We start from the raw sequence: 12,187 nt of genomic DNA, 5'->3' as shown, positions 1-12,187 counted from the left end.
GGCGCTGACAACCGGGTGCGGTCAGAACAGCCGGATCATCGCCTCCTTGCGGGCGCTGTCGGCCAGGAAGCGCCATACGAACTCGGCGTAGGAGCGGAAGACCACCATCTCGAAGGCAGGCGGGCCGTCGGCGATCATCCAGAAGGCGCACGCGACCTCGGCGAACTGGGTGCGGCGCACGTCGTCGACGCCGAAGGAGGCCGGATACAGGTCGACGGGCGCGCCCTTCATCAGAAGTTCCCGCGCGCCCGCGCCGCGGATCTGCAACACCGTGCGCGCGTCCGACACATCGACCACCGCGTGGGGGACGCCTTCGAGCCCAGCGTCGAGACGTTGGGCAAGGTCCGCGGCTTCCCCATGGGCGCACAGCAGCAGCCATTCGTCCGGGCTCATCCAGATCAGGCGGCGCCCGTCCGCGACCGTCGAGCGGCGCACGCCGGGCAGTGGCGGCAGGCCGAGGGAGGAGAGTGCCGCCTCAAACGCCTCGCCAGCGTCCGCCCGCAGCGTCACCATGCCTTGCGGAAACACCTCCGCGAGGTCTAGCGCGAGCCCCGTCCGGCCCGCCGCGACGCCGTCGAGCGCGCTCTTCAGCATCGGAACGCTGTCAGACATTCTGCCGCTCCCCGTCCTTGTCGTAGAAAACCGGGTCCACGATCTTCGCGCGCACGACGCCCGACTCCAGCGGGAAGGAGAGCGTCTCTCCCATCCGCTCCGGCCCGCGCTCGACGAGCGCCATGGCGATTGAACGGCCCAGCGTCGGGCTCATGTAGCTGGAGGTCACGTGGCCGATCGTCTTCATCGGTCTGGCGGCGTTCGGATCGGCCACCGCACAGGCGCCGACCGGCAGGACGGTCTGCGCCTCCTCCGTCAGCAGGCCGACGAGTCGCCTGCGGTCGGGCCGCGTCATCTCCGGGCGCTCCAGCGCGCGCTTGCCGATGAAGTCGCGCTTCTTCTTCGACAGCGCCCAGTCGAGGCCGAGGTCGCGCGGCGTGACCGTCCCGTCGGTCTCGTCCCCGATCATGATGAAGCCCTTCTCCGCGCGCAGGATGTGCAGCGCCTCGGTGCCATAGGGCTGGACGCCGAGCGCGCTGCCCGCTGTCAGCAGCGCCTGCCACAGGTGCAGGCCCTGGCTGGCCGGCGCGGCGATCTCGTAGGACAACTCGCCCGAGAAGCTGATCCGGTAGACACGCACCGGGCAGCCCGCCAGACGTCCGCTCACCTGCGCCATGAAGGGGAAGGCGTCCGCCGACCAGTCGATGTCGCTGTCGAGGCTCTCCAGCAGCCGCCGCGCCTTCGGTCCCGCCACCGCGATCTGCGCCCATTGCTCCGTCACGTCGGTGACATAGGCCTTGAGGTCGAACCACTCGGTCTGCAGCCACTCCTCCAGCCACGCGCGCACCCGGCCTGCATTGCCGCTCGTCGTGTGCAGGACGAAGCGGTCCTCGCCCAGCCGCGCCACGACGCCGTCGTCCCACAGGAAGCCGTTGTCGTTCATCATCAGGCCGTAGCGGCAGCGTCCGGCCATCAGCGTCGACATCATGTTGGTGTAGACGCGGTCGAGCAGTTCGCCCGCATCCGGTCCCCGCACCTCGATCTTGCCGAGGGTGGAAGCATCCAGCAGCCCGACCGCCTGGCGCACCGCGCGCACCTCGCGCGTGACGGCCTGCTCGCGCGTCTCGCCCGGCTTGCGGTAGCAGAAGGGGCGGCGCCAGTCGCCCACCGGCTCGTTGTCCGCGCCGTGGGCGTTGGCCCAGTCGCTGATCGGCGTCTTGCGGACCGGGTGGAACAGTGCGCCCGCGCGCCGTCCCGCGATCGCGCCGAAGGAGTAGGGGGTGTAGGGCGGGCGGAAGGTGGTCGTCCCCACCTTCGGGATCGGCTTGCCCAGTGCGTCCGCGAGGATGCCTAGCCCTGCGATGTTCGACGTCTTGCCCTGGTCCGTCGCCATGCCGAGCGTGGTGTAGCGTTTCGTGTGCTCGACCGAGCGGTAACCCTCGCGCGCCGCAAGCTCCACGTCCGCCGCGGTCACGTCGTTCTGCTGGTCGAGGAAGTGCTTGTTCCCCTCGGCATAGGGCGGGAGCGAGGGCACGAACCAGATCGGCGCGAGCGGCGCCTCCCGCGGCGCGTCGGCCCTGGGCGGCTTCGGGGCCTTGCCCACATCTGCTCCCGTCGCGCGCGCCGCCGCCGCGTGCCCCTTGGCGACCCCGTCGGCGAGTACGGTGTCGAGCGTCATCGCCCCGTTTGCCGCGCCGCAGACCGTCAGCCGCTCCCGCGTTTCCCCCGGCACGAAGGCCGCGAGCGTCTCGTCGAAGCGCAGCTTGCCGCCGCAGTGGGAGAAGAGGTGCACCGCCGGGTTCCAGCCACCCGACATGGCGACGGCGTCGCAGTCGATCGTCTCCAGCGGGTCGCCCATGCGTCCGCTGTCGCGCAGCGTGCCCACGCGCACGCCGGTCACGGCTTTCGTGCCGAGCGCCGTGGCGATCCCCGCCTTGAACCGGATCGACAGCCCCCGCTCGCGCGCCTGGCGGACGAGGTCGCCGTCGGAGCCCTCGCGCGCATCCACGATCAGCGGCACCATCACGCCCGCGTCGGCGAGCGTCAGCGCCGTGCGATAGGCGTCGTCATTGTTGGTGAAGACGACGACCCGGTGGCCGGGCGACACGCCGTAGCGCGCAACGAACGTCCGCACGGCGGAGGCGAGCATCACGCCCGGCCGGTCGTTGTTGGCAAAGACCATCGGCCGCTCGATCGCGCCTGCCGCGACGACCGTCTCCCGGGCGCGGATCTTCCACAGGCGGTGGCGCGGCGCCGCCCCGGCCGTCGGCGCCGGGGCATGGTCGCCGACCCGTTCGGCCGCCATCAGATAATTGTGGTCGAAATGCCCCACGACCGTGGTGCGCCTCAGGATCGTGACGTTGGCGTGCGCCCGCAGCGCGGCTTCCGTTTGCGCGATCCAGTCTGCGGCTGGCTTGCCCGCGATCTCGTGCCCCTCGTCCGGCGTCCGCCCGCCGAGCACTGGCTGGTCCTCGATCAGCAAGACGCGCGCGCCGGCCTCCGCCGCAGCCAACGCTGCCGCGAGGCCCGCGACCCCGCCGCCCGCGACCGTGACGTCGGCGAAGGCGTGCATCTGCTCGTAGGTGTCGCCGTCGCGCTCCTTCGGCGCGGTGCCGAGGCCCGCCGCCCGCCGGATCACCGGCTCGTAGAGCTTTTCCCAGAAGCTGCGCGGCCACATGAAGGTCTTGTAGTAGAAGCCCGCCGGGAAGACGCGCGCCAGCTTGCTGTTGACCGCGCCCACGTCCCAGGCGAGCGACGGCCAGCGGTTCTGCGAGCGGGCGGTCAGGCCCTCGTAAAGCTCCACCTGCGTTGCGCGCAGGTTCGGCTCGTGCCGCGTGCCCTCGCCGGCCTCGACCAGCGCATTCGGCTCCTCCGCCCCGGCGGCGATCGGTCCGCGTGGGCGGTGGTACTTGAACGAGCGGCCCATCAGGATCACGCCGTTCGCCATCAGCGCGGAGGCGAGCGTGTCGCCCTCGTACCCGCGATAGGTCTTGCCGTCGAAGCGGAAGGTGAGGGGGCGCGACCGGTCGATCCGGCCGCCTGTCGGCAGGCGGTGGGGCATGGTCAGGCCGCTCCCTCCAGCAGCGTCTTCAGGTCGGCGGGCGGCTTTGCATCGGCCGGGTAGGTGCCAGCGATCTCCATGGTTACCGTGTGGCGGACCGCGTGGAACCACTTGCCGCATCCAAAGGCGTGCAGCCAGCGTTCTGCGTGCCAGCCCTTCGGGTTCTCGCGCAGGAACAGGTACTCCTCCCACTCGGCGTCCGTGCAGTCGGGGCCGGGGCGGTGGATGTGAGCCTGGTGGCCATAAGCGAACTCGGTCTCGTCGCCCTCGGCACCGCAGACGGGACAGGTGATGCGCAGCATGATCCGCCCTCCCTCAGTGTGCCACGGCGGCGGCGACCGACTCGTCGATCATCCGCCCCTCGCGGAAGCGGTCGAGCGAGAAGGGCCCGCAGACGTCGTCCTCGCCCCGCGCGATCAGCCGCGCGAAGGAGAAGCCGGATCCGGGGATCGCCTTGAACCCGCCGGTGCCCCAGCCGCAATTGACGTAGAGCCCCTCGACCGGCGTCCGCGACAGGATGGGGGAGCGGTCGCCCGTCATGTCGACGATGCCGCCCCATTGCCGGAGCATCCGGAGCCGCGAGATCGCCGGGAACGTCTCGACCAGGGCGCGGACCGTGTGCTCCAGCGAGGTGAAGGAGCCGCGCTGGTTGAAATTGTTGTAGGCGTCGGCGCCGCCGCCGATCACAAGCTCACCCTTGTCGGACTGGCTCATGTAGCCGTGCACCGTGTTGGCCATCACGACGCAGGGCATGACCGGCTTGATCGGCTCGGAGACGAGCGCCTGCAGCGCCACGCTCTCGATCGGCATGCGCACCCCGGCCATCGCCATCAGCTGGCTCGTGTGGCCCGCGACGACGACGCCAACCTTGCGCGTGCGGATGTGGCCGCGGGTGGTTGTGAGCCCCGTGACCTGCCCGTTTTCGACGTCGATGCCCGTGACCTCGCAGTTTTGCACGATGTCGACGCCGCGTGCGTCCGCGCCCCGGGCATAGCCCCAAGCGACCGCATCGTGGCGCGCGGTCCCGGCGCGCGGCTGCCACAGCGCGCCCAGAACGGGATAGCGCGCATTGGGCGAGGTGTTGAGGATCGGACAGATCCGCTTCACCTCGTCCGCCGTGATCATCCGCGTCTCGACGCCGTTCAGCCGGTTGGCGTGCGAGGTGCGCTGCAGCGCGCGGTATTCGTGCTCGGTCTGGGCGAGCATCATCACGCCGCGCGGCGAGAACATGACGTTGTAGTTCAGCTCCTGCGACAGGCCCTCGTAGAGCGCGCGCGAAAGCTCGTAGATCGCGTTCGAGGCGTCCTGGAGGTAGTTCGACCGGATGATCGTCGTGTTCCGCCCCGTGTTCCCGCCGCCGAGCCAGCCCTTCTCCAGCACCGCGATATTGGTCAGCCCGTGCTCCTTGGCGAGGTAGTAGGCCGTCGCCAGCCCGTGCCCGCCGGCGCCGACGATCACCGCGTCGTACTGGCGCTTCGGTTCGGGATTGCGCCAGTGCGGTCCCCAGTCCTTGTGAAAGCTCAGCGCGTTGCGCGCGATCGCGAAGGCCGAGAAGCGTGTCATCCGAAAATGTATCCCCGCGCTCCTGGAAGCGGTTATCCTGCTGCGCTCGACCCTATCCGCCCGGGCGCGCATGTCACGGACAGTTTGCGACACTTGTGCTGCAATTGCGACATGCCACCCTGCCGCGGGGACATGGCAAGATTTTCTTGCAGGCCGGGAATAGTCCGGTTCCGCGGTCGTCTCACGGAGAGGACGGGGTGAGTGCGTCCAGGTTGCACATGTCCGGCCGGGATGTCTGCGACGGTGCGGGGTTGACGCCCGCCGGGGCATCATGTGTCAGGTCGCGCATGTAGCCGAATCGGTGTAGGTCTAGCCGGGGAAAACCGGGGGTTTTGCTGGTTCTGGCGTTGGGTTCACCTTGGCGCCCGTATGGCGGCGCTCCGGACCCGGAAGCGGGATGGGGCGTTTTGCGAGAGTTTCTGCAGTGATCTTGGAGGGATCGATGAGGGGATTGAGGATTGTTCTTGCGGGGGCGGCTGCGCTCGCGCTCGCCGCGCCGGCAATGGCGCAAACCGCCTCCACCGACACGACGGGCCTGAACCTGCCGCCGAATGCGAAGCCCGGCCAGTGCTTCGCGCGCGTGTTCATCCCGCCGCAATATGCCGAGCAGGAGGAGCGGGTGCTGATCAAGCCCGCCTCGCAGGAGGTCGAGACGATCCCTGCGAAGTACGAGGAGGTCGAGCAGGAGGTTCTCGTCGAGGAAGCCTCCTTCAAGTTCGAGCTTGTGGAGGCTCAGTACGACTTCGTCGACGAGATCGTCGTCGTGCAGGAGGAATCCACAAAGCTCGTGCCCGTCCCGGCGGAGTTCGAGGAGGTTGAGGAGCAGGTGCTGGTGCGCGCCGCCTACACCACCTGGCAGAACAACTGCGGCCCGATTCAGAAGGTCGAGCGCGGCACCGGCGAGACGATGTGCCTTGTCGAGGTTCCGGCCGAGTACAAGACCGTCAGCAAGCGGGTGATGAAGACCCCGGCGCAGGTCGTCGAGGAGGTCGTCCCTGCGGTGACCGAGAAGGTGCGCAAGCGCATCATGGTCGAGCCGCCGAAGACCGTGAAGGTCGAGATTCCGGCGAAGTACGAGACCATCAAGGTCAAGAAGGTCGTCGAGCCTGCCCGCCAGGTCGTGACCGAGGTTCCGGCCGAGTACGAGACCGTGACCAAGCGCGTGAAGATGTCCGACGGCTCGATCGAGTGGCGGGAAATCCTCTGCGAGGTCAACATGACCGAGGACTGGGTGACCCGTCTGCAGACGTCGCTGAAGAATGCCGGCTACGATCCGGGCAAGATCGATGGCGTTCTGGGCCGCGGCACCTACGACGCGCTGGAGCGGTTCCAGAAGGACAAGGGCCTCGGCTCGGGCGAGCTGACGATCGAGACGCTGCGCATGCTTGGCGTCAACCCGGCCTGAACGCAGGGCGCTTGACGCAGATCACGGGAGAAGGGGTGCTTCGGCGCCCCTTTTTCTTTACACCGTTTCGTGGCAGTTCGGGCCGCGGAGGCGCGGGAATCCTCCGGACTGATCGCCGCAGGCATCCTCGCGCCCTTTCGCCGGGAGCCTCGGCTCGCTAAATAGAATTGCGTTCAGGGACAAGGCCCTCTGCAAGGTGGTCACGGCAAGATGATGACGCGTCGCAAGAAGCTGAGGATCGGCCTGATCGCGGGCGGGTTGGCCGTGTTCGCGGTGGCTGTCGGGCTTGTCCTCACCGCGCTTCAGGACCAGGTCGTTTTCTTCTTCAGCCCGACGGAGGTTGCGGCGAAGGGGGTCGAGCCCGGCCAGCGTATCCGGGTCGGCGGACTCGTCGTCGACGGCTCGGTCATCCGGGGGCAGGGGCGGCAGGTTGCCTTCGACATCACCGACACCGCGAACACCATGACCGTGCGCTACGACGGCATCTTGCCCGACCTGTTCCGCGAGGGGCAGGGCATCGTCGCGGAAGGGGCGTTCGGCCCGGACGGCTCGTTCCTCGCCGCGACCGTGCTTGCCAAGCATGACGAGACCTACATGCCGCCCGAGGTTGCGGACGCACTGAAGAAGCAGGGCCACTGGCAGGAGGGCGCCCAATGATCCCCGAGCTTGGGCATTTCGCGCTCGTTCTCGCGCTCGCGGTCGCGCTCGTCCAGGCGGTCGTTCCGCTTTACGGCGCCCATCGCGGCAGCGCGCGGCTGATGGACATGGCGGCGCCGGCTGCGCTGACGCAACTTCTCTTCGTCTCGATCTCCTTCTTTGCGCTGATGCACGCCTTCGTCGTGTCGGATTTCTCCGTATCGAACGTCGCGCAGAACTCGCACTCGCTCAAGCCCATGCTCTACAAGGTGACGGGCGTGTGGGGGAACCACGAGGGCTCGATGCTCCTCTGGGTGCTGATCCTTGCGCTTTTCGGGGGCATGATCGCGATGGGCGGGCGGCGGCTGCCGTCGACGCTCGCGGCGCGCACGATCGGCATCCAGGGCCTGATCGGTGTCGCCTTCCTCGCCTATATCCTCGTGACATCGAACCCGTTTCTGCGCCTCGATCCCGCGCCGCTCGACGGGGCCGACCTCAACCCGCTGCTTCAGGATCCGGGCCTCGCCTTTCACCCGCCCTTCCTCTACCTGGGCTATGTCGGGCTTTCGAGTGTCTTCTCTTTCGCCGTCGCTGCCCTGCTCGAGGGGCGCGTCGATCCTGCCTGGGCGCGCTGGGTTCGGCCGTGGACGCTGGTGGCCTGGGCCGCGCTGACGCTCGGCATCGTGCTCGGCTCCTGGTGGGCCTATTACGAGCTTGGCTGGGGCGGATGGTGGTTCTGGGATCCGGTGGAGAACGCCTCCTTCATGCCCTGGCTGGTGGCGACCGCGCTGCTCCACTCCGCCATCGTGGTGGAGAAGCGCGACGCGCTGAAGATCTGGACGATCCTGCTCGCGATTCTTGCGTTCTCGCTCTCGCTGATGGGAGCCTTCCTTGTGCGCTCCGGCGTGTTGACCTCGGTCCATGCGTTTGCGACCGATCCGACGCGTGGGGTCTTCATTCTCGGCCTGCTCGTCGTCGCGATCGGGGGGGCGCTCGCGCTGTTCGCTTGGCGTGCGCCGCAGATGTCGTCCGGCGCGGTGTTCCAGCCGGTCAGCCGCGAGGGCGCGCTGATCCTCAACAATCTCTTCCTGTCGGTGGCCTGCGCCACAGTGCTTCTCGGCACGCTCTTCCCGCTGTTTGCCGAGGCGTTCGACTACAAGGTTTCCGTCGGCGTTCCCTACTACAACCTGACCTTCGGGCCGCTGATGGTGCCGCTTCTGCTGGCAGTGCCTTTCGGGCCGATGCTCGCGTGGAAGCGCGGCACCCTCACAGGCGCGTTCCAGCGCCTTGTGGCCGCCGCCGTCGCGGCGGTGGCCGTGACCGCCGTTGCCGCCGCACTCAGCGGGAGCACGCCGCTGCTTGCGTCCTTCGGCATGGGGCTCGCAACCTGGCTCGTCGTCGGCGCCTTGTGCGACCTCGCGGAGCGCACGCGCGCCTTCCGCGCGCCTCTTGGCGACACCTGGGCGCGCGCCCGGGGGCTTCCGGGCAGCGTCTGGGGCATGGCGCTGGCCCACGGCGGGCTCGGCATATTCCTCGCGGGTGTCGTCGCGGTCGAAAGCTGGAAGACCGAGGAACTTGTCATCATGGCGCCCGGCGACACGGTGACGGTGGCCGGCCACACGCTGCGCTTCGACGGGGTGGAGCGGGTGCGCGGTCCCAACTACATGTCGGTGACCGGAAACCTGGCGGTGACGGACGGCCGCTTCGCGGGCAAGACGCTGACGCCGGAGAAGCGGTTCTATCCCGTCCAGCGCATGCCGACGACCGAGGCGGCGATCGTCACCGGGCTTCTGGGCGACCTCTATGTCGTCATGGGCGAGGTGCAGGAGAACGGCTCCTGGAGCGTGCGGATCTTCGACAATCCGCTCGCGCCCTGGCTCTGGGGCGGGGCGGGCCTGATGGTGCTCGGCGGATGCCTGTCGCTCGCCGACCGGCGTCTTCGCGTCGGCGCACCGCAGCCGCGCAGCCGGCGCAAGACGGCGGAGGCAGCGGCATGAGCCTGCGCGTGGCATTCCTCGCGTTGCTCTTCGCGCTCGGTTTGGCGGGTGCCGCCTTCGCCACCGCGGTCGAGCCGGACGAGCAGCTAGACGATCCTGTGCTGGAGGAGCGCGCGCGCGAGATCTCGAAGACGCTGCGCTGCCTCGTCTGCCAGAACCAGTCGATCGACGATTCCGACGCGCAGCTTGCCCGAGACATGCGCCTGATCGTGCGCGAACGCCTTGTCGACGGCGACACGGATGCCGAGGTCGTGGACTTTCTGGTGCGCCGGTACGGCGACTTTGTCTTGCTCAAACCCCCCGTGAAGCCGCAGACTTACGTGTTGTGGTTCGGGCCGTTTCTGCTGTTTGCCGTGGCGGGCTTCGGTGTATGGCGCCTTCTGGGCGCGACGGCCCGCAAGCAGGCCGGGGATGGCGCGGCGCCACTCTCGGCGGAGGAACAGCGCAGGCTCGATGCCCTCCTGAAGGGGCCGCAGGCCGGGAAGGACGGGTAGCCGGGCGTCGCGCATCGGGCGCGGGGTGCATGCGATGAACGCATCGCGGGCGTGGACGGCGGCGGGATGTGCGGCGGCGCTGGTTGCAGCGGCACTGTCCACTTCCGCGCGGGCCGACGAGGCATCCCAGGTCCAGTTCTGTTACGATCCGGCGCGCGACGCGGTCTCCCGTGTCGTTTCCGGCAAGTGTACCGGCACCGTGATATCCGAGAGCGAGGCGGAGGTACGCCAGCAGGCGCGCCGCGCCGCGATCGCCGGCCAGATCGCTGCGCCCGACCGCACCCTGCCCGCGGTGAAGGGTTATGGCACGGGCTTCTTCATCGGTACGCGCGGAGAGGTGCTGACCTCCCTCCACACCGTTGCCGCCTGCAAGGACGTGACGGTCCTGACCCGCAAGCGGGAACGGCTTCCTGCCCGTGTCGTGGCGCGGGAAAGCGCGACCGACCTCGCCCTGCTGCGCACTCGGCCCCACGCGGTGCAGCCGCTCGTGCTCGATGCCTCGGGCGATCCCTCTGGCCGGGACATCCGCATTGTCGGTTATCCGTTCCGGGGGATCGGGCCCATGCAGGCGCTCATCGTGGAAGGCAGCATCCCGTCGGACATGTCGCCGCCGGACGGTCGCGTCCCGGTTTCCGCCGACGTGCGCTTCGGCCACAGCGGCAGCCCGGTGATCGACCGGCAGGGACGGGTCGTGGGGCTGATCGCGCAGAAGATAAACTCCGCTGCCGTCTATGCGGCGACCGGCGTCACCATCACCAATCTTGGACTTGCCATCTCGGCGGGTGACCTGGCCCGTTTCGCCCGCGGGGCGGGCGTCAGCCTGCCATCGTCCTATCCGGACGGCGGAGACGCGGCGGCCGCATCGGCCCTCCAGGCGGAGGCGCAGGCGGAGGCTGTCGTGCGCGTCGACTGCTGGTAGCGCAGTGCGTCCGCCGCCCTAGCGCACGCCTTCGGGCCACAGGACGACGCGGATCGTTTTCAGCAGGATCAGGAAGTCGAGGAAGAGCGTGCAGTTCTTCATGTAATAGAGGTCGTACTTCAGCTTTTCCTTCGTGTCCTCGACCGAGGCGCCGTAGGGGTAGTTGATCTGCGCCCAGCCCGTGATCCCCGGCTTCACCCTGTGGCGGTCCTGGTAATAGGGGATTTCCTGGGACAGTTCGGCCACGAACTCCGGGCGCTCGGGACGCGGGCCCACGAAGCTCATGTCGCCCGACAGCACATTGATCAGCTGCGGCAGTTCGTCGATGCGCGTGCGGCGGATGAAGCGGCCGACGCGCGTCACCCGGTCGTCGTTCTGCCTCGCCCATTGCGCGCCCGCCTTCTCGGCGTCGGTGCGCATGGAGCGGAACTTGTAGACCTCGAACACCTTGCCATCGAGGCCGACGCGGCGCTGGCGATAGAAGCCCGGCCCCTTGCTGTCGAGCCGCACCGCCAGGTAGGTGCCGATCAGGATCGGCAGGCAGAGCGTCAGGATCGAAAGCGACACGATTCCGTCGAACAGCCGCTTCCAGAGGAAAGTGCGCTGCGTGTTCCGGAAGCCGTCGGAGAAGACCAGCCAGCTCGGGTACACATTGTCCAGGTCCACCTTGCCGCTCTCGCGCTCGCAGAAGGTGGAATAGTCGGTCACATTGATCCCGTGCATCCGGCAGGCGAGAAGCTCGCTGACCGGCAGCACGCCGCGCCGCTCCTGCAGCGCGACGACGATTTCCGTCGCGCCGGTGCGCCGGCACAGGTCGAGAAGGTTGCGCGCCTCGCCCGTCTCCGTGTCCTTGATGTCGCTGGCCGACAGCATGCTCGCGACCGAGAGGCTCGAGCCCGGCTGGGCCGCCAGGCTCGCCACCTCGCCCGCGCGCTCGCCCGTTCCCAGAACGATCATGCGGGTGCGGAAGGCCTCGCTGCGGGTTATCGCGTTGAACGCGAACCACAGGACCAGAACGACGACGAAGGCGACGCCGCTCGCCGAAAACCCGGTCAGTCCTGCATCGCGCGCGCCCGTACCCACGAGGATGAAGAAAAGGAAGAGGACGAACCCGCCCGCCAGGCAGCTTGCGAGCAGGCGGATCAGGAACACGCGCAGGTCATGGCGTGCCCGCGGCTCGTACAGGCCGAGCGAGAACATCGTCAGCATCAGCACGCAGGTCGGGACAAGGACGCGCGTCAGCACGAAATGCTGTTCCCCGGCGCCCGCCGCCGCGCCGAGCAGCAGAAGAGCCAGAAGGTAGAAGGCCACGCCCAGGAACAGAAATTCCGCGATCCCGAGGAGCACGGTATTCGCCCGGACGTAGTGACCGAACAGGTTCAGCACAACCAACCTCTCTTGCCAACCGCCCCTCTAAGCACGGCATGCGCTTGAATGCCATCAGGGCCATTCCGCGGGGGGTGCCGGGGGATGTCCGGCACATGCTTACGCCAGCCCGAAAGCCGGTGCCAGCCAAAGCACGATCCATGCCATATCCCGCGCATGGTTACCGTCACGTTT

10 protein-coding genes are annotated in these 12,187 nt (G+C 68.4%); 5 read left to right on the top strand and 5 right to left on the bottom strand.

All coding sequences use genetic code 11. The annotated features are described in order from the left end of the window. Nucleotides 1-21: 21 nt before the first annotated feature. From NJQ99_RS05820 to NJQ99_RS05805, 4 genes are read right to left on the bottom strand one after another with little or no spacing between them, the layout of a single operon-like run. Nucleotides 22-612: a sarcosine oxidase subunit gamma gene (locus NJQ99_RS05820; protein ID WP_269331845.1), complete on the bottom strand. Its 591-nt coding sequence runs from the start codon at nt 610-612 to the stop codon at nt 22-24. After that, nucleotides 605-3,613 (bottom strand): sarcosine oxidase subunit alpha family protein, encoded by a 3,009-nt coding sequence (locus tag NJQ99_RS05815; protein ID WP_269331844.1) that lies wholly within the window; start codon nt 3,611-3,613, stop codon nt 605-607. The genes NJQ99_RS05820 and NJQ99_RS05815 overlap by 8 nt, the downstream gene beginning before the upstream one ends. A gap of 2 nt (nt 3,614-3,615) precedes the next feature. Next, nucleotides 3,616-3,915, bottom strand: coding sequence for a sarcosine oxidase subunit delta (locus NJQ99_RS05810; protein WP_269331843.1), 300 nt, complete (start codon nt 3,913-3,915; stop codon nt 3,616-3,618). 13 nt (nt 3,916-3,928) lie between these two features. Then, nucleotides 3,929-5,176, bottom strand: a complete 1,248-nt coding sequence (locus tag NJQ99_RS05805) for a sarcosine oxidase subunit beta family protein (protein ID WP_269331842.1) — start codon at nt 5,174-5,176, stop codon at nt 3,929-3,931. A 451-nt stretch (nt 5,177-5,627) separates the two neighbouring features. Here NJQ99_RS05805 and NJQ99_RS05800 point away from each other — a divergent pair, with 451 nt between their 5' ends. From NJQ99_RS05800 to NJQ99_RS05780, 5 genes are all read left to right on the top strand, one after another. After that, nucleotides 5,628-6,581, top strand: coding sequence for a peptidoglycan-binding domain-containing protein (locus NJQ99_RS05800; protein ID WP_331283266.1), 954 nt, complete (start codon nt 5,628-5,630; stop codon nt 6,579-6,581). 213 nt (nt 6,582-6,794) lie between these two features. Next, nucleotides 6,795-7,238: a cytochrome c maturation protein CcmE gene (gene ccmE / locus NJQ99_RS05795; RefSeq protein WP_269332086.1), complete on the top strand. Its 444-nt coding sequence runs from the start codon at nt 6,795-6,797 to the stop codon at nt 7,236-7,238. Beyond that, nucleotides 7,235-9,214 carry a heme lyase CcmF/NrfE family subunit gene (locus NJQ99_RS05790; protein ID WP_269331840.1) on the top strand — a complete coding sequence of 660 codons (1,980 nt, stop codon included), beginning with the start codon at nt 7,235-7,237 and terminating at the stop codon, nt 9,212-9,214. Before ccmE ends, NJQ99_RS05790 begins: the two co-directional genes overlap by 4 nt. After that, a complete protein-coding gene (locus NJQ99_RS05785) occupies nt 9,211-9,708 on the top strand; it encodes a cytochrome c-type biogenesis protein (protein ID WP_269331839.1) in 498 nt (165 codons plus the stop codon). Before NJQ99_RS05790 ends, NJQ99_RS05785 begins: the two co-directional genes overlap by 4 nt. A 34-nt stretch (nt 9,709-9,742) precedes the next feature. Continuing rightward, complete coding sequence (locus NJQ99_RS05780) at nt 9,743-10,627, top strand: S1 family peptidase (protein ID WP_269331838.1); 885 nt, start codon at nt 9,743-9,745, stop codon at nt 10,625-10,627. A gap of 18 nt (nt 10,628-10,645) precedes the next feature. On the opposite strand, the gene NJQ99_RS05775 is transcribed toward NJQ99_RS05780, so the two are convergent. Beyond that, the gene (locus NJQ99_RS05775; RefSeq protein ID WP_269331837.1) at nt 10,646-12,013 is read right to left on the bottom strand and encodes a TIGR03013 family XrtA/PEP-CTERM system glycosyltransferase; all 1,368 of its coding nucleotides are present in this window, start codon (nt 12,011-12,013) and stop codon (nt 10,646-10,648) included. Nucleotides 12,014-12,187 lie beyond the last annotated feature (174 nt).

The sequence above is a fragment of the Futiania mangrovi genome (assembly GCF_024158125.1).
GTDB classification, from domain to species: domain Bacteria; phylum Pseudomonadota; class Alphaproteobacteria; order Futianiales; family Futianiaceae; genus Futiania; species Futiania mangrovi.
The sequence above is the reverse complement of the archived record's forward strand: the minus strand, read 5'-3'. Positions and strand labels throughout refer to the sequence as shown.